Origin of the sequence: uncultured Roseobacter sp. (assembly GCF_947495025.1) — a bacterium.
GTDB lineage: Bacteria > Pseudomonadota > Alphaproteobacteria > Rhodobacterales > Rhodobacteraceae > Roseobacter.
Genome location: NZ_CANLXG010000001.1, coordinates 684,186 through 703,080, shown reverse-complemented (window position 1 = coordinate 703,080; position 18,895 = coordinate 684,186). Strand labels below are relative to the sequence as shown.

Below are 18,895 nucleotides of genomic sequence, written 5' to 3'. Positions count from 1 at the left end.
GGTTTGGGCTGGCTGCAGTCATTGACCCGGTTGCAGCGCGCCCCGCACCCCCTACCGCCCCATCAGCGCGTCATCAAACGGATAGGTGGTCAGGCGCTCAAAACCATCCTCTGTAATAATCACCTGATCCTCCAGTTTGATCGAAAAGTCTCCGCCTTCTTCGCCTACAAGTGCCTCAACGCAGAGGCACATGCCCGGCTCCAGCGGGTAGTCATAGGCGCCCTCGACCGCCTGATCGGGGTAGGCCACGAGCGGCCATTCATCGCAGAGGCCGACGCCGTGCATCAGGCAGCCGTATTTGAGTTTCTGGAACTGCGGGTCCAGCACATGGGTGTTTGCCGAAAGCTCGGGGATCATGACGCCGGGTTTCAGCATTTCCATGTTGGTCATGATGTGTTCGACGCCGTGCTGCATGGCGTAGATCATATCGGGGCGCGGTTTGTCCGGGCCGATCCACCAGCTGCGCGAGATGTCGGTGCAGATGCCGTAGGGGCCCACAAGGTCGGTGTCAAAGGAGATGATTTCATTGGGCTGGCAGATGCGGGGGCCGCATTCCTGGAACCAGGGGTTGGTGCGCGGGCCTGAGGCGAGCAGGCGGGTTTCGATCCATTCACCACCGCGGCGCACGTTTTCGGCGTGCAGGATGGCCCAGATGTCATCCTCGCAGGTGACGCCGTCGCCGACGTTGCCCCGCGCGAAATCCTCCATCAGGCGCACGGCGGTTTCGCAGGCGTGGCTGGAGCAGCGCATGGCGCGGATCTCGTCGGGGCCTTTGACCGAGCGGGATTTTTCGGTGACTTCTTCGCCGTCCATGACCTCGAAGCCCTGAGCCTCGAGCGCGCGCAGGCCGTGCAGCATGACTTTGTCACAGGCGAGCCGTTTCAGGCCGGGCGCGTGTTCGGCCAGCAGCACGCGGATTTCGTTGGACAGGGCGTCGGCGGCCACATCGACCTTGTCACCGCGGTCAAAGTAGAAGAGGTCGGCGCCGGAGCGCTGTTCGCGCACCAGGGGGTTGAATTTGCTTAAGAAAGGCGAGTTCTTGTAGTCCCACATCACCATGTAGCCATCGGCACAGAGCAGCACGGCACGGAAGGGGTTGTGGGTGTTCCACAGCTGCATGTTGGTGCTGTCTGTGGCGTAGCGGATGTTGAGCGGGTCGGTCATCAGCAGGCCGGCATAGCCGCGGGCAACGATGTGGTCGGTCAGGCGGCGGTGGCGGAAGGCGCGCATGCGATCGAGGTTCGGCAGCTCGAGAACCGCGGCTTCCCATTCGCGGAACGCCAGCTGCGTGGGGCCGATTTCCACGCGGTCCATATCATTGGGGCTGCCGTCGCCCAGCGTGGCGCCGCGGTTGGGGTCGATTTTGCGCGTGTCGCGGTAATGAGTGTTCATGGCGCGCTCCTTCCATCTCAGTCTGAAAGAAAAAAAATTGTGCCGTTTTGTCATAACCGACCATGAAACATGTCGTTTTTCGCAGACAATCCGAAGCCGGATTGTCAGGATGCGGGCATGCAGGTGATCCTCCAGAACGCACTTCCGCCAGAGATGTCCGCCAAAGAACGGCTGCCCGGTGTGGCACCGCTGGCGCCGACCGACTGGTTGCGGGTGGATGACGCCTATGCCGCTCAGATGGCGCAGCGACGTGCCCGGCTGGCGCATCAGAGAGAGGACGTTCTGTATAACGCGGCCAGCGCGCAGGATGCGGCCGGGGAAGTGCTGCACGCGGCGCTGGAGATCCTGCCCGGGCTCGGGTTTCGCAGGGACGGTGACATGGTGCATTGTCCGGACGGGCATTCCCTGGACCTTTGCTCTGATACGCCGCTCGCCGTTCTGGGTCAGATCGTGCAGGAAGACATCTGTATTCTTCAGAAGCAGGGCCGTGAACATGTTCTGACGGCCGCGGTGCTGTGTTTTCCGGCCGGCTGGACACTGGCGGAAAAAGCGGGCCGGCCGCTGACTGCAATCCACAGGCCGGTGCCTTCTTATGACGCGGATATCGCTGCGCGGGTTCAGCGTTTGTTCGACGGGGTCCGGGCAGGGCGGCCTCTGTGGCGCAACAACTGGTTGCGGTACGACGATGCGGAGCTGTGGCAGCCGCATTCGGAGTCTGATCCGCCACGTGCGCCGGTAAATGCTGCAACCGCGCCCTGGATACGGGCCGAACGCCAGTGCATCCTGCGTCTGCCGCAAAGTCAGGCGGTCGTCTTTTCCATCCACACCTGGGTCGTGGCGGCGCAGTCCGCTCAGAGCTGAGCGATATAACGGCGGACGGCCTCCTGCACATGCCGGAACCTGTCGCCGCCCAGGTGTTTTCCACCAAACCAGCGCGTGACGATGATCAGGTGGTTGTGTAGCCCCTCGCGCTCCAGCATCCGCAGGATGACCATACCGGCACCGCTTTCTCCGTCATCGTTCTTCAGCGGGCCATCGTCCGTCAGCAGGGCCCAGGTGTTATGCGTGGCCTTTGCGAATTTCTTTTTGCGACAGAGCGCGCGCACCAGTGCGCGGGCCTCGGTATCTGACCTGCAGGGCGCGCCGGAAACAGCATATTTTGATCCCCGGTCCCGGATGACGTTTTCGATAATAATCATGCCCCGGTGCTAGCCTGCAGGTGCCGGAAAGAGCAAGGGCAGAGGGCACCGGTGGCACGGGCGTCTTCTGTCCGGTCAGGCCCGAACAACCCACATATTCTTCACGTATCGCGGGAATTACCCTCTCGCACAACGAAAAGGTAAACGGATGTGGCTGATGTTAAAGGACTTTGTGTTTTTACCTGCAGCATCCTTTGGAAAATGAATTAATTGTGTTAAAATTCTGCTTCATAACCAATGATATGAATAAAGGGACACATAAGTGATTTACAAAAAGTTTATTTCAGTGATTGCCGTCAGCCTGGCGCTGGCCGCACCTGCTTCGGCAGCAACTTTTACGGGTGAATTCTGGGATGTAGATACAGGCTCTGCCGGCGACCCGGCGAGCAATATAATCGACAACCTCGCTGATGCACTTTCCATTGTGGAAGGGGCGGACCAGCGCGATGCAGATGCAACCTTTGTATCGACGGGCATCGACTATCCGACAGGGCCGACAGGGCCCGGATCAACATCCCAGACCCTGTCGTCCTGGCTGGGTGCCGATGCTGCTTCGCTGAGCGGACTGGGCAGCACGACCATGCTGGGTTCGATCTTCCGGTTCACCGGATCCATATTCGTGGACGCCGGTATCAATAACTTCACCGTGGGGGCGGATGACGGTTTCCGTCTGATCATTGATGGCAACGAAGTTGCGTCCTTTGGCGGGACAAAGGCGTTTACCAATCACCCCGCAGTATATGACAACCTGTCCGCCGCCGGTGTGAAAAGCTTTGAGCTGATTTTCTACGAGGATAATGCCGTCGCTGTCGGTGTGGATTTCCGCAGGGACGGCGCGGTGGTTCAGCCTGAACCTGTGCCTCTGCCGGCCTCAGCGGTTCTGCTGCTCGGTGGTCTTGCCGGAGCAGGAGCCTTTGCGCGACGCCGTCAGAAAGCTGCCTGACCTGTTGTCATGTAATCAGAGTGATAAAGGCCGCGTCTGAAAGGACGCGGCCTTTTTTCGTATCGGGACGTCGGTGCCGTCCGGCACAGGCCGGTTTTCAGACCGCCGACCAGTGATCGGAAATGACCACATGGGGTGTCCCGTCCGAGGTTTTCTGCGGTGTGCGACCCGATGCATCCACAACGGCTGTCACCTGTTGGCGCAGGGCGGAGAAATGGCCGGAGCTGACCACATCCACGGGGTCATCGAACCTGAGCACAAGGCGCCAGTAGCCGTTCGCGCGGCGATCCGCTGCTTTGACGACGCCGGAAAACCGGTGTCCCAGATACCGACCACAGAGCCGCTGGCCCGGGCTGTAGCCCTGTGCGGGTTCGGTACCTGCCATAGCGCACAGCGTATTCCAGTCACGCAGGCCCCACTGATGTGCGATGGCTTCCAGCGCCTGTGCATGTGTGACGGGAGTACCGGCGGCAGTGAGTTTCTGGCGCAGACGTTTCGCCTGAGCCTTGAGTGCATCCCGCGAGGGGAGAGAGATGTCCATTTTCTGTTCCTCTGTAAGCCGCAGAAGAATACTGGGTATCCGCATTGCCGGTATCACATGCGACCCTGAAGGATCAGAAACCGTTCATCTGTTCATGGCTTCACCCTGATATGCGGACGGCGGGCGCCATGAGCCCACAGCGCGCGTTTACGCCGGAAACGCCTTGCGGGCAAGCCCCGTTAAACCGGACCGGCCCACCGATCCGGGCGTTCACCCGTTCATGATAAAATCTGCACCCGGTCCGGGGTCGCGCGTTGGCATTGCATCTGCCGCGGTCCCGTCGATGGTCAGGCGCAGGTCGCGGTAAAAGGTATCGCTTTCAAACCACCACCGGTGTGACCTTGCTTTGCTGCGTTTGCCCGGACTGACATCGCGCAGGAACTGGGCGCCGCAGCTGACATCGATCTGATTTGTCTCAGTGGCCGCGGGCAGCCCGTCGCGGCCAGCCCGTTTGCGGAACCCGTCGGTAAAGGCAGAGATCGGCAGGACGCGGTCGTTTTCACTGTAGTAGTTGGTGAACCTTTTGCATCGGTGCCGCAGAAGCAGGCCCGCCCAGGCCCCTTTGCCGAGCCATTTGCGTGCTACATCGGCAGACGCAAAAGTGACCTCATTGACCTTCCAGGCCCCTGACCCCGGGCCGGCGGCATCGTCAAAGACAGACAGCCCGCGCAGCACGACATAGGCGCCCATCGAATGTGCGATCAGGTTGATTTTCGGACGCGGCGACGCGTTCAGCAGAGGCAGAATGCCATCGGAGAACATGAAGTGCGCCGTCTCTTTGGCTCTGTTCCGGTCGTGGTCATAGGAGAAAATGCCGCCCTCACTCGGCCAGTCCCAGGCAATGAGCGCCCCGCGATACCCCTTGTCACGCAGACCTTTGCGTATTTTTCCAAGTCGGCGCAGCATATCAGACTGTCTGGTGTTGAATCCGTGCACGTAGATCGTGATTTCGTTGGTATCCGCCTCGGCGCGGACCTGTGACAGCCAGTCCGCCTGGCTGATGGTTCCGCCGCTCCAGCGGCCTTTGCTGTCCGGGCCGCTGCTGATCCGGACATAGCGCGTCAGCGCTGCGGTGTTGTTCGTGAACTTCTGCGAGGATGCGTTATACGTGCGGCGCGTGAAAAACAGCGTCATGGTTCAGCTCCTGAAAAATCATCATCAAATAAAACCGATGATGCACCAGAGCACCCAAACATATCAACCTCAGGTCGTGTGCACAAAAAAGGCGCCCCCTGGGGGACGCCTCTGACTGAAAGGCCGGACAGTGAACAGCGCCGGCGCTGACCTGACGGATCAGCAGCTGTAGTACATGCCGAACTCGACAGGGTGCGGCGTGTGCTCGTAAGTCTCGATCTCTTCCATCTTCAGCTCGATGTAGCCTTCGATCTGGTCTTTGGTGAAAACGTCACCGGCCAGCAGGAAGTCCATATCGGCCTGCAGTTCCTCGACCGCTTCACGCAGCGAGCCGCAGACGGTGGGGATACCGGCCAGCTCTTCGGCAGGCAGATCATAGAGGTTCTTGTCCATCGCCTCGCCCGGGTCGATCTTGTTCTTGATGCCGTCAAGGCCGGCCATCAGAAGTGCGGCGAAGCACAGATATGGGTTGGACGCCGGATCCGGGAAACGGGCCTCAACGCGCTTGGCTTTCGGGCTTTCCGTCCACGGGATCCGTACACAGCCCGAGCGGTTACGGGCGGAGTAGGCACGCAGCACCGGCGCTTCAAAACCCGGGATCAGGCGTTTGTAGCTGTTTGTCGACGGGTTGGTGAAGGCGTTCAGCGCTTTGGCGTGCTTCAGGATGCCGCCGATGTAGTACAGCGCCTCATCAGACAGATCCGCGTATTTGTCACCGGAGAAGAGCGGCTTGCCGTCTTTCCAGATCGACATGTTCACGTGCATGCCCGTGCCGTTGTCGCCTGCGATGGGCTTGGGCATGAATGTCGCGGATTTGCCGTAGGCGTGGGCCACGTTGTGGATCACGTATTTGTATTTCTGCAGCTCGTCGGCCTGTTTTGTCAGGCTGTCAAAGATCAGACCCAGTTCATGCTGACAGGACGCCACCTCGTGGTGATGCTTGTCAACCTTCATACCAAGGCGTTTCATGGTCGAGAGCATTTCGGAGCGCAGGTCCTGGGATTCGTCGGTGGGGTTTACCGGGAAGTAACCGCCTTTGACGCCCGGGCGGTGGCCCATGTTGCCCATCTCATAGTCGGTGTCGGTGTTCCAGGACGCATCAACCGCATCAACTTCGTAAGATACCTTGTTGATTGAGTTAGAAAATTTAACATCATCAAACAGGAAGAATTCGGCTTCCGGGCCCATATAGGCGACATCACCGATCCCGGAAGATTTCAGATAGGCTTCGGCCTTCTGCGCGGTCGACCGCGGGTCGCGCTCATAGGCTTCGCCTGTGTCCGGCTCTACGATCGAGCAGTGCAGGCAGACTGTCTTCTCTGCATAAAACGGATCAACATAGGCGCTGTCCACGTCGGGCATCAGCTTCATGTCGGAGGCTTCGATGGATTTCCAGCCTGCGATGGAGGAGCCGTCGAACATGAACCCTTCCTCAAGGAAGTCTTCGTCGACCTGGTCTGCCATCACGGTCACGTGCTGCAGCTTGCCGCGCGGGTCGGTAAAGCGGATGTCGACGTAGGCAACGTCTTCATCTGCGATCATCTTGAGTAGTTCTTTGCTCATTCTCGGATATCCCTCTTGGTTGGAATGATACTGTGCGCAGCTCTGTCTGTCAGAGCGCGTCGGAGCCGGTTTCGCCGGTGCGGATCCGGATTGTCTGTTCGACCGGTGTCACGAAAATCTTGCCGTCGCCGATTTTTTCGGTCTTGGCGGCGGAGACGATTGCTTCGATGGCGGAATCCACCAGGTCATCGTCCAGCACGATTTCAATTTTCACCTTGGGCAGGAAATCAACGACGTATTCCGCGCCGCGATAAAGTTCGGTGTGGCCCTTCTGGCGCCCGAAGCCCTTTACCTCGATCACTGAAAGGCCCTGAACGCCGACCTCCTGCAAGGCCTCTTTCACTTCATCGAGCTTGAACGGTTTGATGACAGCTTCGATTTTCTTCATTCTGGCCTCCCATGCCGCAGTCCACGTCGGACAGACCATTTAGCTCTGGCAGGGTCCATGGATTGCCGTATCATCACCCCGGGTGCGGATAATTTTGGCGCAGTCGCGCATTATTTTTGTGCATGTTGCACATTTTTTAGACGAAACTGAATCGCCGGGACTGAAATGACTGAATTGCTGACCGCAGAACAGATGCGAAACCTCGAACAGCAGGCCATCGCAGATGGTGTTGCAAGCGGTCTGGACCTGATGGAACGCGCAGGTCAGGGCGTCGTTGATGCCATGATGTCGAAGTGGCCGGAATGGGCGGATAAACCACGACGGGCGCTGGTTCTGTGCGGGCCCGGGAACAACGGCGGGGACGGTTTTGTCATTGCGCGACTGCTGGCAGCCAGGGGCTGGGACTGTGATCTTTATCTCTTTGGCACCGCAGATCGCCTGCCTGCGGATGCCCGCACCAACCACGACCGTTGGTGCGGGCAGGGGGCGGTCAATGCATGGAGTCCTGCAGATATCACTGCTGGTCCTGCGCCGGATGTGATTATTGATGCCGTATTTGGCATTGGCCTGACCCGCGCGCTGCCGGATGACGTGGCCGCAGTGCTGGGACACAATGCGCGCGATGCCTGGGCCAAGGCCCGCCGGATAGCCGTTGACTGCCCCTCAGGGCTGAACCTTGATACCGGTGAAATACCGTCTGCACCGGATCGGGAGCAGGCGGACAGCTGCGTCAGTCCCGCGGATCTGACGGTTACTTTTCATACGCCAAGGCCGGGACATTATCTTGCGATGGGGCCGGCGATCTGTCGTGATCTGGTGGTCGCAGATATCGGACTGCGCGGCGACGGGATGGCGCGCACAATCATCGGGCAACCGCCCGACGCAGAGCGTCTGCGCCTGACGGATCAGCGACATTTCGGGGCAGACGGTCTTACAGCGCTCAGACCGTCTTTCTGGCCGGGATCATTCATCCCCAAAAACCGCGGTGGCGACCACAAGTATGATTTTGGTCACGTCATCGTCTTTGCCGGTGGCGTCGGGCGGGGCGGTGCGGGCAGGCTTGCCGCGCGGGCCGCGTTGCGGGCGGGTGCCGGGCTGGTCACGCTGGTCTGCCCGAAGGCTGCGCTGCAGGAGAATGCAATGCGCCTCGATGCCGTGATGCTGCGCAGTCTGGATGATCCGGCGATGCTCGGCGATGTGGCTGATGACCGTGTCAGTGGTTTCTGTCTGGGGCCGGGGATGGGCGTTGGCGCGCGTACACGCGATACGGTTCTGGCTGTGCTGGAACGGCAGGCCGGGGAACGTGACCGTCGCAGGCCCTGTGTGGTTCTGGATGCTGATGCGCTGACCAGTTTTGCGGATGACCCCGATACGCTGTTCCAGGCCGTGCACGCGCGTACCATCCTGACCCCGCATGAGGGTGAGTTTGCCCGGCTCTTCCCGGATCTGGCTATGGCCGCACGGCAGGGGCTTTCCAAGGCCGATGCCGCGCGCGTCGCGGCGGCGCGTGCGGGATGCGTTGTTCTGCTCAAGGGAGCCGATACGGTAATTGCCGCGCCCGAAGGTGGCGCCTGTCTGCACGCGGCCTTTTATGAGCGTGCGGTGCCCTGGCTGGCCACGGCGGGGGCGGGCGACGTGCTGGCCGGGCTGATCGCGGGGCTGGCATCGGCCCCGGTCGCGCCGGACCTGATCGTTGCCGCGGAAGTTGCCACATGGCTGCACACCGAGGCGGCACGTGCATTTGGTCCCGGTCTGATTGCAGAGGATTTGCCGGAAGCGCTGCCGGGTGTTCTGCAAAAGGTGTTGGGTTAACGCGTACTGGCAAAAAGCGCCTCTGCCGTGACCTCACCCGAGCCCATTTCCATACCGTCTGCACAGAGGATTTTCGCGCCATCACAGAAGATCCGGTAGAGTGTCATCGGCGCGAGGCCGATGTCGCGCACATATTCGCCGTCCACCAGGCTGAGTGCCGGCATCCAAGCCGAGCGCATCCCTGTAAACGCCATTGCACGCCAGTCGCGGACGCGGACCGGCTGTCCGGCTGCCAGCAGTGTGTCAGAGGTCCGCCGGGCATGCCCCAGTGATCCGGCAATAACATAGACCCCGCGGGCAATAACGCTGCTCATCTCGACGCGCCGTACCTCGGCCATGACGGCACCGGGGCTGACCAGCCGGTCTCCGGGTACAAGCGCCTGAACAGGGATTTCGCCACGCAGTGTCAGGACCCTTGCGCCGTGTACCAGGCCAGAGGCAGTGTTCTCTGCGAGGCCGCCGGTGTCGGGTATTGCGCGCGTGGATGGATGCTCCGGGTGATCCTGTACAGACATAACCTGTCCTCGTCGTTAACCATGACCACTCTGTACCCGGACTGGATAACAACTGCTTAACAGCGGGAAGATTTTTTGCTCTCGCCAGCGCGCAAAGGGTTTGCTAGGAGACAGACGCGGGCAGCGATGCCCGGTGTGCGGGCGTGGCGGAATTGGTAGACGCACCAGATTTAGGTTCTGGCGCCGCAAGGTGTGGGAGTTCGAGTCTCCCCGCCCGCACCAGACCGGCACGCAGGCGGAGCCCGCAGTGCCCGCGTTCAGCATGGATCAAAAGCGCCTCTTGCACCTGCCGCCCGACGCACTTAGAAGGGCGCAAACTGATGCGCGCGCCGGGCGGTGCGCCTTATTCTTATGGAGCACACATGCAGGTCACAGAGACGCTGAACGACGGTCTGAAACGCGGCTATGCCATCAAGGTCACCGCGGCCGAGCTGGAGGCCAAGGTCAACGAGAAACTGGCCGAGGCGCAGCCCGAGGTTGAGATGAAGGGCTTTCGCAAGGGCAAGGTGCCTATGGCGCTGCTGAAAAAGCAGTTCGGCCAGCGGGTCATGGGCGAAGCGATGCAGGAAAGCATCGACGGCGCGATGAACGAGCACTTTGAAGCTTCCGGCGACCGCCCCGCGATGCAGCCTCAGGTCAAGATGACCAATGAGGACTGGAAAGAAGGCGACGACGTCGAGGTCGAGATGTCCTACGAGGCGCTGCCCGATATTCCGGAAGTCGATTTCTCCAAAGTCAAACTGGAGAAAATGGTCGTAAAGGCCGAGGACGAGGCCGTTGCGGAAGCACTGGGCAACCTCGCCGAAACAGCTCAGGACTTCAAAGCGCGCAAGAAGGGCTCCAAAGCCAAAGACGGTGACCAGGTTGTGATCGATTTTGTCGGCAAAGTCGACGGCGAAGCCTTTGAGGGTGGCTCTGCCGAGGATTACCCGCTGACTCTGGGCTCCAACTCTTTCATTCCCGGTTTTGAGGACCAGCTTGTCGGTGTCAAAGCCGGCGAGGAGAAGGCCGTTACCGTCACATTCCCCGAGGATTATCAGGCTGAGAACCTCAAGGGCAAAGAAGCTGTCTTTGACTGCACCGTAAAAGAAGTGAAGCAGCCGGTCGCTGCTGAAATCAATGATGAGCTGGCGACGAAGTTCGGGGCTGAGGATCTTGATGCGCTCAAGGGCCAGATTTCCGAGCGTCTCGAAGCAGAATACGCCGGCGCTGCTCGTGCGGTAATGAAGCGTGGTCTGCTGGACGCCCTGGACGACATGGTCGATTTCGATCTGCCACCAGCACTGGTCGACGCCGAAGCCGGCCAGATTGCGCACCAGCTGTGGCACGAGGAAAACCCCGACGTCGAAGGCCACGATCACCCGGAGATCGAAGCAACGGACGAGCACAGAAAGCTGGCATCGCGCCGCGTGCGTCTGGGCCTGCTGCTGGCCGAGATTGGCCAGAAAGCAGAAGTGCAGGTGTCCGACGCCGAAATGACCCAGGCGATCATGGCGCAGGCGCGTCAGTATCCGGGCCAGGAGCGCCAGTTCTTTGAGTTCGTACAGCAGAACCAGCAGATGCAGCAGCAGCTGCGCGCGCCGTTGTTTGAGGACAAGGTTGTTGACCATATCTTCGAAAACGCGACCGTGACTGAAAAGGAAGTCTCCAAGGACGACCTTCAGAAAGCTGTCGAAGCGCTCGACGACGAATAAACCGGGCCAACGTTCCGACAAAACAGGCCGGCGTCATTTATGACGCCGGCCTTTTTCTTTTCCCCGCTTTTTTGTATGCGGGATCGCCTAGCGTCCACACCAGCAGGATCCGTAAACGGGGTGTGGCAATGGCAAAGAAACTTCTGGCTGAATTTATCGGTACGTTCTGGCTCGTACTGGGCGGCTGCGGCAGTGCGGTGCTGGCGGCGGGTGTCGCTGATGTGGGCATCGGCTGGCTGGGGGTCAGCCTGGCCTTTGGTCTTTCTGTGCTGACGATGGCCTATGCGGTAGGACATATTTCCGGGGGGCATTTCAATCCGGCGGTATCGCTGGGTCTGATGCTGGGTGGCCGCTTTCCGGCAAAAGACCTGCCGCTCTACTGGGCCGCACAGGTCATCGGCGCATTTGCCGGCGCTCTGGTGCTCTATATCATCGTCTCAGGTGGTGCGGGATATGAGGGGCCGGGCGGGTTTGCCTCGAACGGCTACGGTGCGGCCTCGCCCCGGGGTTATTCGATGGCCGCCGTGCTGGTGACAGAGGTCGTCCTGACAGCTCTTTTTCTGATCATCATTCTGGGCGCCACTTCAGAAGGTACGCCCGCAGGCACCGCGCCTGTGGCAATCGGGCTCGGGCTCACACTGATCCATCTGATTTCCATTCCGGTGTCCAACACCTCTGTGAATCCTGCGCGGTCAACCGGCGCGGCGCTTTTTGCAGAAGGACCGGCGATGAGCCAGTTGTGGCTCTTCTGGCTCGCGCCTCTGACCGGGGCGGTACTCGGAGCGCTGATCTGGAAACTGATGACACCCAGAAACTGATACGAACCCTTGGGGAGGGTCTGGCGGCAGCCGCCAGAGGAAAGCGCCGCGCCCGCCTGAGGACGCGGCGCTTTTTACGTTTTGCGGAGGCCGTGCCTCAGGCCGCCAGTTCGTCGGCCATCTCGTGATTGCGGTCCCGGTGGCCGGCTTCGTCGGCACGCACAGCAATGATCACATCGCGCAGCGTCGCCGTCTCGCCCAGCTTCCAGTAGTCAATCGCCAGCTGCGGGGCAGGGACATTCTCGACCGTCCCCGCGTCGACCTCGGCCAGATACTGAGTATAGCTGATCACCGCTTCTTCCTCGAGATAACCAACCACACGGTGGGCCGTGCGTGGCGCAAAGAGATACAGGAAGAAATAGAGGTTAAAGAAAATCGCCTGGCCCCCCATGATCAGGTAGCGCTCAAACCGGCTGGGCTGGGCCACCTCGATGAAGGTCATCAGGTGCATGCGTTCGTTCTCGGCCTCATCCAGCAGTTCACGTACCCAGCCTTCATCGTCGCGGATCGTGCGCAGCGCCTTGAGGTGCTGCAGCAGGCCGCCGACCATTCCCGGAACCGCTGCAACCGTTTCAAGCACAACAGCCCGGTGGCCATAGCGTTTGGCAAAAAAGCGGTCTGCGAATATCCGCATGAATTTGACCAGCCTGAGAGCGAAACGGTCTTTGAAGTCCTTCGGCTCGGTGTGCTGGAACAATGCGTCATCGTCATGGGTCGTGATGTCAGTCATGGATACCTTTCCCTTTGTCTCAGGTATCTGGTGCGTGCCCCGCCCCGGACAAGGACTTGCGTCAATTCGCGCACCCCGGGAACGGCCACCCCAACGAAAAACGCCGCCCCCGGAAGGAGCGGCGTCATATCGTTCAGCAGATCGGAAAGATCAGGCCTTGCCGGCTGTGTCTTCCTGATCGCCGGATGCAGCTTCGTCACCGGCGTCGTCGGTTGCGACACCTGCAGCTTCTGCCAGATCTTCGTCGTCGGATGCGGCCGCACCGATGTCGTCAAAGAGCTCCTGGATCTCGAAGTCCGCTGCGGCTTCTTCTTCGGCGGCCAGTTCCTGAATGGACTTGCCGGACGCCTGAAGCTCTGCCTCTTCGGGCGAACGGGCAACGTTCAGTTCGATGGTGGCGTCCACCTCAGGGTGCAGAATGATCTGAACCGAATGCAGACCCAGGTCTTTGATCGGTGCCAGAACGACCTGTTTGCGGTCAACCGAGAAACCGGCTTCTGTGGCGGCCTCTGCAGCGTCACGCGTGGTGACCGAGCCGTAGAGCGATCCGGAATCGGATGCGGACCGAATCACGATGAACTGCTGACCGTCCAGCTTTTCAGCCAGGGCCTCAGCCTCTTTCTTCGTTTCGAGGTTGCGCGCCTCAAGCTGTGCCTTTTGCTGCTCAAAAGCTTCGATGTTGGCTTTGGAAGCCGACAGCGCCTTGCCCTGGGGCAGCAGGAAGTTGCGGGCGTAGCCCGGCTTGACGTCCACAACTTCGCCCATCTGGCCAAGTTTGGCGACGCGTTCGAGAAGGATAACCTGCATGATGTTCTCCTTACTTCACAGCGTAGGGCAGCAGGGCCAGGAAACGGGCGCGTTTGATGGCACGGGCCAGCTCGCGCTGCTTCTTGGCAGAGACTGCGGTGATACGGGAAGGCACGATTTTGCCACGCTCAGAGATGTAGCGCTGCAGCAGACGTGTGTCCTTGTAGTCGATCTTCGGCGCGTTGTCGCCCGAGAAGGGGCAGACCTTGCGACGGCGGAAAAATGGTTTTGCGGCCATGGGTTATGTCCTCTTTCTCAGGTTGATCAACGGCGTTCGCGGCGGTCGCCACGGTCACGGTCATCGCGTTTCTGCATCTGGACAGACGGCAGTTCGGCGTGCTCGTCGACCTTGATGGTCAGAACGCGCATGACGTCGTCATGCAGCCGCATCAGGCGTTCCATTTCCTGAACGGCCGGTGCCGGGGCATCCGAGCGCAGGAAGGCATAATGACCCTTGCGGTTTTTGTTGATCTTGTAGGCCATCGTTTTGACGCCCCAGTACTCGTGATCCACGAGTGACCCGCCGTTGTCAGACAGGACAGCACCAAAATGTTCGATCAGCCCTTCGGCCTGCGTGTTGGAAAGATCCTGACGCGCGATCATGACATGCTCATAGAGTGGCATGCGTACTCCTCATTTATATCAGGGCGCATTTCAAAGGCAGGGCCATTACCCTTCTGCGGCCCGGCCACGAGAGACTGCGCGGTTCAGAAAATCTGCAGAAGGAAGTGCTGCATATACACGGTCTGTATGACAGCGCAAGCCCTGTCGGCACCGCCTGGAATGTATACCCGCCTGCCGGGAAATCGCCCCGCTGCGGCCCGGATCGCGTCTTATTTCGGTCTTTTTTCATCCGTTAACTGTTCGTTAACCAGGATGAGGAAGCCCGACATGACCAGTGCCACAAATGCCGCCGACTTCAAAGCCATTGCCCCGCAGCCCGCGCGGATGCTTGACGGTGGCCGGATGCTGCTGCGTGGCGCGCTTGGTGTCATTGGTGCAGCCCTCATTCTGACCGCTGTTGGTCTGTGGCTGGCACCGGGTGCCGACTGGAGCCAGGATCTGCTGCTGATCAAGCTGCTGGTCTCGGTTATCGGCGGCATGGCCGGCATCGCCTTTCTGCAGAGTGCCGTGCGCCCCAACGCCCCACGTGTTGAGATTGATACCATCCGCCACGAGGTACGCCTGGTGCGGACCCGCGGTCGTGACCGCTGGGTACTGGACCGCTGCAGCTTTCAGGATCTGACCCGCGTCGAGAACTGCGGTGCCCATGTTCAGCTCTGGGGGCGCAACGACACGCTGCTGGCAGAAGTGGCCGCATCTGACCGCGTCGCGCACCGGTCGCTGGTCACGGCGCTGCGGGTGGCCGGCAAGCTCTGAGCGGAACACCGCCGGGTGTTCGCCTGCGCGCAGGTTCTGTTGAATTCTGACTGATTGTTTTCAGGTTTGTTGATGCCATTTTTTGACGCATCAAATCCAACCCGGAGACACACAATGAAATCCTTTATTCTTGCAACCGCTCTGACCGCTGCCGCGTCCATGGCCGCTGCTGCCGAGAAATACGTGCTGGACGCCAGCCACAGCCAGGTCGTTTTCAGCTATAACCACCTGGGTTTTTCGACCACGTACGGCATGTTCTCGGGCTTTGAGGGCGAGATCATGTTTGATCAGGAAAACCCTGCAGCCTCTTTTGTCACAGTCGCCATGCCCGTCATGAGCATGTTCACCGGCTGGGAGCAGCGCGAGGGTCACTTTATGTCCGAAGACTTTTTCGGAGCCGAGGAAGGTGACATGATTAACTTTACCTCGACCGGCATCGAGGTCACCGGCGATAACACCGCCAAAATCACCGGCGATCTGACGATGAACGATGTGACGAAATCTGTTGTTCTGGACGCAAAGCTGAACCAGACGGGCGATCACCCGCAGGCAGGCAAGCCCTGGGCCGGTTTTGATGCGACCACAACGGTGCTGCGGTCCGACTTTGGTCTTGGTGCTTTCGCGCCCTTCGTCAGTGACGAAGTTGAGGTGATCATCTCCATTGAGGCGATGAAGGCCGGCTGATCCGCTACGGCACTGACACTGTAAAGCCGCGCTCCTGGTCCGGGGCGCGGCTTTTTTGATCCGGTGGGATCTGAGTATTTGCAGAAGGGTGAAGGGGCGGTGTTATGGTGCCTCTGACGCGGTCAGGGTGATGTTCACAGAGACCGAAAATCCGAGGCTTGCTTCGTCTTTCTGGGCCTCTCCGATGGCAAAATCGCGGCGGTCCAGCGCAGTTTCTGCCTGCATGCGGGCGGTGCCATCCGCAATATCCAGCGTGAAGGGGAAGCTGACCGGCACGGCCATGTCTTTGATGGTCAGCGTGCCGTCTGCCATGTATCCGTTGCCCGTGCGGATCAGATCGGCGGTATAGGTTGCCGTCGGGAAGGTTTCGGCATTGAAGAAATCCGGGCCTAGGGCCTGCGAGGTGACGGACCCCAGCGTGAGCGAGCCGATGGAAATGGTCACTTCAACCGATCCTGCGGGTCCTTCGGTGACGCTTTCGTCAAAGCTGATGGCGGCAGTCCAGTCTGAAAAGCTGCCCGTGACGTCAGAGCCAAGCTGTTTCACGCTGATGGACAGGGTACCTTCCTGAACGGCCCAGTCGGATTGCACGGCCTCAAGCGCAGCGGCCTGAACCGTCTTCCCGTGCTGGTCATAGACACCGAGTGCGGAACCTGTGACCAGGGCGCCGCCCCAGATGATCCCGGCGGCCACGACGGGCAGGGCCACGCGGTGCACGCCTTTGACGGCCCCGACATCGGGATAGCCCGGCAGCATCCGGCGCAGAGTGCTGTCGCGGTCGATGACATGGTGTTTCAGTGCGCCCGCGACATGCAGCAGGATGGAGGCTGCGAGCACCCGCTCAAAGACAATGTGCAGCCCGGCGGTTGTCGCCGCGAGGCTGTCGGATTTTGGCACCATGGGCAGGTTTTGTCCGAACGGCCACCATATCGGTGCAAACCCTGAGGTCGCCGCGTGATGGATCCAGCCCGACAGGGGCACCAGCAGCAATGAGCCGTAAAGCAGCCAGTGCACTGTTTCCGCCGCAAGGCTTTCGAGTTTGCGGTCCGGATGCAGCAGCGCCGGTTTCGGCTGGCTCAGCGCCCAGGCGATGCGGGCCAGGGCCACAAAGAACACCGTCACCCCCAGCGTTTTGTGCAGCGAAAAGAGCAATGCCTTGCGCGCCAGCTCTTCGGATGTGTCATAGGGCAGACCGTTTGCATAAATACCCAGCGGGATCAGCGTTATGATCAGCAGGGCGGTCAGCCAGTGGAAGGTTTTGGTGACGCCACCATAGTGTGTAGCAGTATTGGTCAGGGGCATTTCAGCTCTCCGGTCGGCTCATTGGTGAACATAGGGTAAGCATTGATGCTGTCACCACAATCTGCCCTCACGCACAGAGAATGCGCGCGCCGCCGTTGCCCTTGACGTGCGGGCAGGCTAATCCATGCAGTAACCGAAAATAAGGGGCGTGAGATATGAGCATCGCATTTGTTTTTCCCGGGCAGGGCGCCCAGACCATCGGCATGGGCCGTGCGCTGGCCGAAGCCTGGCCCGCGGCACAGGCTGTTTTCGATGAGGTTGATGAGGCGCTGGGGGAAAAGCTGAGTGCTTTGATCTGGGAAGGCGATATTGAGACGCTGACGCTGACAGAGAACGCGCAGCCCGCGCTGATGGCGACATCCATGGCCGCCCTGCGCGCGCTGGAGGCCGAGGGTCTGGGCATGGACCGGGTGAGCCATGTGGCGGGACACTCGCTGGGCGAATATTCCGCACTGGCAGCGGCGGGCACCTTTTCGGTGGCTGACGCCGCCCGTCTGCTGCGCACACGCGGGCTGGCCATGCAACAGGCGGTGCCGGTGGGCCAGGGCGCTATGGCAGCGGTGCTGGGCCTTGATTTCGATACGGTCACGAAGGTTGCCGCCGATGCGGCCCAGGGCCAGGTCTGTCAGGTCGCCAACCAGAATGATCCGGCGCAGAATGTTGTGTCCGGCACCAGAGAAGCGGTCGAGCGCGCCTGTGTGCTGGCAAAGGAGGCGGGGGCGAAACGCGCGCTGATGCTGCCGGTATCGGCCCCTTTCCACTGTGAACTGATGGCCCCTGCCGCCGAAAAAATGGCTGAAGCGCTCGAGACGGTCACGATGAATGCGCCCTCCGTGCCGCTGGTGGCGAACGTCACGGCCGAAGCTGTAACCGATCCGGCGGAAATCCGGCGGCTGCTGATCGAACAGGTGACAGGGCAGGTGCGCTGGAGCTCGTCGGTGGAATGGATGGCGCAGAACGGTGTGACAGAATTCTGGGAGATCGGTGCAGGCAAAGCGCTGAGCGGCATGATACGCAGGATCGCAAAAGAGGCGGGCACGCGGAATATCGGGGCACCGGATGACATCAAAGCGGCCCTTGAGGCCTGAGCGGGAGAAGAGACATGTTTGATCTGACGGGAAAAAATGCGCTGGTGACCGGTTCATCGGGCGGTATTGGTGCGGAAATCGCGCGCAGCCTGCATGCTGCCGGAGCCACGGTCGGCCTTTCGGGTACCCGCACAGAACCGCTTGAAGCGCTTGCCGCCGAACTGGGCGACCGCGCGCATGTGCTGCCCTGTAATCTCAGTGATATGGAGGCGGTGGACGCGCTGCCGAAACAGGCCGCCGGGGCGATGGGGTCCGTTGATATTCTGGTGAACAATGCCGGGATTACGCGCGACAATCTGTTCATGCGCATGTCGGATGACGAATGGCAGTCGGTGCTGAACGTGAACCTGACGGCGACCTTCCGCCTGTGCAAGGGCGTGATGCGGGGCATGATGAAGGCACGCTGGGGCAGGATTGTGAACATTTCGTCTGTCGTGGGTGCCACAGGTAACCCGGGCCAGGCGAATTATGCGGCATCCAAAGCCGGTATGGTCGGAATGTCCAAAAGCCTTGCATATGAGGTCGCAAGCCGCGGGATTACCGTGAACGCGGTGGCGCCGGGCTTTATTGAGACGGCCATGACCGACAAGCTGAACGACGATCAGAAGGCCGGAATTATGGGCCAGATCCCGGCTGGTCGCATGGGAACGCCGGCCGAGATCGCTGCCAGTGTGCTGTATCTGGCGAGCCCTGAGGCCTCGTATGTCACAGGCACGACCTTGCATGTGAACGGCGGTATGGCCATGTTGTAAGCCGTGCCGGCCCCGGTCAGCGGGGTCCGCACAATCTGTTTGCCATCCTTTCAGCTTATGCTAGAGGGAGCGCAGAACGGATTCGGCGGCTGAGCAATCAGATACGTCACCGACCCGGGGTTCTGACAATTGTCATGACGGACCGGGCAAGAG

General features: G+C 60.4%; 21 protein-coding genes and 1 tRNA gene. 10 read left to right on the top strand and 12 right to left on the bottom strand.

Annotation, left to right across the window (positions count from 1 at the left end; all coding sequences use genetic code 11):
• Positions 1-51: 51 nt before the first annotated feature.
• The gene (dddP, locus tag Q0792_RS03465; protein ID WP_298836456.1) at positions 52-1,392 is read right to left on the bottom strand and encodes a dimethylsulfonioproprionate lyase DddP; all 1,341 of its coding nucleotides are present in this window, start codon (positions 1,390-1,392) and stop codon (positions 52-54) included.
• A gap of 117 nt (positions 1,393-1,509) precedes the next feature.
• Here dddP and Q0792_RS03460 point away from each other — a divergent pair, with 117 nt between their 5' ends.
• Positions 1,510-2,253 (top strand): DUF3445 domain-containing protein, encoded by a 744-nt coding sequence (locus Q0792_RS03460; RefSeq protein ID WP_298836454.1) that lies wholly within the window; start codon positions 1,510-1,512, stop codon positions 2,251-2,253.
• Here the strand turns inward: Q0792_RS03460 and Q0792_RS03455 are convergent.
• Positions 2,244-2,591: a YigZ family protein gene (locus Q0792_RS03455; protein ID WP_298836452.1), complete on the bottom strand. Its 348-nt coding sequence runs from the start codon at positions 2,589-2,591 to the stop codon at positions 2,244-2,246. The two genes, Q0792_RS03460 and Q0792_RS03455, sit on opposite strands and share 10 nt — an antisense overlap.
• Before the next feature lie 262 nt (positions 2,592-2,853).
• On the opposite strand from Q0792_RS03455, the gene Q0792_RS03450 reads away from it, so the two are divergent.
• Positions 2,854-3,534, top strand: a complete 681-nt coding sequence (locus tag Q0792_RS03450) for a VPLPA-CTERM sorting domain-containing protein (protein WP_298836450.1) — start codon at positions 2,854-2,856, stop codon at positions 3,532-3,534.
• Between the two features lie 97 nt (positions 3,535-3,631).
• Here Q0792_RS03450 and Q0792_RS03445 read toward each other — a convergent pair whose 3' ends face one another.
• The 4 genes from Q0792_RS03445 to Q0792_RS03430 form a co-directional block, all read right to left on the bottom strand.
• Positions 3,632-4,075 (bottom strand): glyoxalase superfamily protein, encoded by a 444-nt coding sequence (locus tag Q0792_RS03445; protein ID WP_298836448.1) that lies wholly within the window; start codon positions 4,073-4,075, stop codon positions 3,632-3,634.
• Positions 4,076-4,285: 210 nt separating this feature from the next.
• Positions 4,286-5,209, bottom strand: coding sequence for an alpha/beta hydrolase (locus Q0792_RS03440; protein ID WP_298836446.1), 924 nt, complete (start codon positions 5,207-5,209; stop codon positions 4,286-4,288).
• 159 nt (positions 5,210-5,368) lie between these two features.
• Complete coding sequence (gene glnA, locus Q0792_RS03435) at positions 5,369-6,772, bottom strand: type I glutamate--ammonia ligase (RefSeq protein ID WP_298836444.1); 1,404 nt, start codon at positions 6,770-6,772, stop codon at positions 5,369-5,371.
• 49 nt (positions 6,773-6,821) lie between these two features.
• Positions 6,822-7,160, bottom strand: a complete 339-nt coding sequence (locus tag Q0792_RS03430) for a P-II family nitrogen regulator (RefSeq protein WP_298836442.1) — start codon at positions 7,158-7,160, stop codon at positions 6,822-6,824.
• Positions 7,161-7,325: 165 nt separating this feature from the next.
• Here Q0792_RS03430 and Q0792_RS03425 point away from each other — a divergent pair, with 165 nt between their 5' ends.
• The gene (locus Q0792_RS03425; protein WP_298836439.1) at positions 7,326-8,972 is read left to right on the top strand and encodes an NAD(P)H-hydrate dehydratase; all 1,647 of its coding nucleotides are present in this window, start codon (positions 7,326-7,328) and stop codon (positions 8,970-8,972) included.
• On the opposite strand, the gene Q0792_RS03420 is transcribed toward Q0792_RS03425, so the two are convergent.
• Positions 8,969-9,487: a Hint domain-containing protein gene (locus Q0792_RS03420; protein WP_298836437.1), complete on the bottom strand. Its 519-nt coding sequence runs from the start codon at positions 9,485-9,487 to the stop codon at positions 8,969-8,971. The genes Q0792_RS03425 and Q0792_RS03420 overlap by 4 nt on opposite strands.
• Positions 9,488-9,624: 137 nt before the next feature.
• Here Q0792_RS03420 and Q0792_RS03415 point away from each other — a divergent pair.
• The 3 genes from Q0792_RS03415 (at position 9,625) to aqpZ (ending at position 11,999) form a co-directional block, all read left to right on the top strand.
• A tRNA-Leu gene (locus Q0792_RS03415) sits at positions 9,625-9,709 on the top strand.
• A 140-nt stretch (positions 9,710-9,849) separates the two neighbouring features.
• Positions 9,850-11,181, top strand: coding sequence for a trigger factor (gene tig / locus Q0792_RS03410; RefSeq protein WP_298836436.1), 1,332 nt, complete (start codon positions 9,850-9,852; stop codon positions 11,179-11,181).
• A 128-nt stretch (positions 11,182-11,309) separates the two neighbouring features.
• The gene (gene aqpZ, locus Q0792_RS03405) at positions 11,310-11,999 is read left to right on the top strand and encodes an aquaporin Z (protein WP_298836435.1); all 690 of its coding nucleotides are present in this window, start codon (positions 11,310-11,312) and stop codon (positions 11,997-11,999) included.
• A 97-nt stretch (positions 12,000-12,096) separates the two neighbouring features.
• Here the strand turns inward: aqpZ and Q0792_RS03400 are convergent, their stop codons facing one another.
• From Q0792_RS03400 to rpsF, 4 genes are all read right to left on the bottom strand, one after another.
• Positions 12,097-12,729 (bottom strand): alternative oxidase, encoded by a 633-nt coding sequence (locus Q0792_RS03400; RefSeq protein WP_298836434.1) that lies wholly within the window; start codon positions 12,727-12,729, stop codon positions 12,097-12,099.
• A 150-nt stretch (positions 12,730-12,879) separates the two neighbouring features.
• Positions 12,880-13,536 (bottom strand): 50S ribosomal protein L9, encoded by a 657-nt coding sequence (gene rplI / locus Q0792_RS03395; protein WP_298836432.1) that lies wholly within the window; start codon positions 13,534-13,536, stop codon positions 12,880-12,882.
• Between the two features lie 10 nt (positions 13,537-13,546).
• A complete protein-coding gene (gene rpsR / locus Q0792_RS03390) occupies positions 13,547-13,774 on the bottom strand; it encodes a 30S ribosomal protein S18 (protein ID WP_005982441.1) in 228 nt (75 codons plus the stop codon).
• Between the two features lie 26 nt (positions 13,775-13,800).
• Complete coding sequence (gene rpsF / locus Q0792_RS03385; protein WP_298836430.1) at positions 13,801-14,160, bottom strand: 30S ribosomal protein S6; 360 nt, start codon at positions 14,158-14,160, stop codon at positions 13,801-13,803.
• Positions 14,161-14,427: 267 nt separating this feature from the next.
• Between rpsF and Q0792_RS03380 the strand changes: the two genes are divergently transcribed.
• Positions 14,428-14,916: a hypothetical protein gene (locus Q0792_RS03380; protein WP_298836428.1), complete on the top strand. Its 489-nt coding sequence runs from the start codon at positions 14,428-14,430 to the stop codon at positions 14,914-14,916.
• A gap of 114 nt (positions 14,917-15,030) precedes the next feature.
• The gene (locus Q0792_RS03375) at positions 15,031-15,600 is read left to right on the top strand and encodes a YceI family protein (protein ID WP_298836426.1); all 570 of its coding nucleotides are present in this window, start codon (positions 15,031-15,033) and stop codon (positions 15,598-15,600) included.
• 102 nt (positions 15,601-15,702) lie between these two features.
• Here Q0792_RS03375 and Q0792_RS03370 read toward each other — a convergent pair whose 3' ends face one another.
• Complete coding sequence (locus Q0792_RS03370) at positions 15,703-16,902, bottom strand: cytochrome b/b6 domain-containing protein (protein WP_298836424.1); 1,200 nt, start codon at positions 16,900-16,902, stop codon at positions 15,703-15,705.
• 155 nt (positions 16,903-17,057) lie between these two features.
• Here Q0792_RS03370 and fabD point away from each other — a divergent pair, with 155 nt between their 5' ends.
• Both fabD and fabG read left to right on the top strand, forming a co-directional pair.
• Positions 17,058-17,990, top strand: a complete 933-nt coding sequence (gene fabD / locus Q0792_RS03365) for an ACP S-malonyltransferase (protein ID WP_298836422.1) — start codon at positions 17,058-17,060, stop codon at positions 17,988-17,990.
• 14 nt (positions 17,991-18,004) lie between these two features.
• Positions 18,005-18,742 (top strand): 3-oxoacyl-ACP reductase FabG, encoded by a 738-nt coding sequence (fabG, locus tag Q0792_RS03360; RefSeq protein WP_298836420.1) that lies wholly within the window; start codon positions 18,005-18,007, stop codon positions 18,740-18,742.
• The last annotated feature ends 153 nt before the right edge of the window (positions 18,743-18,895 follow it).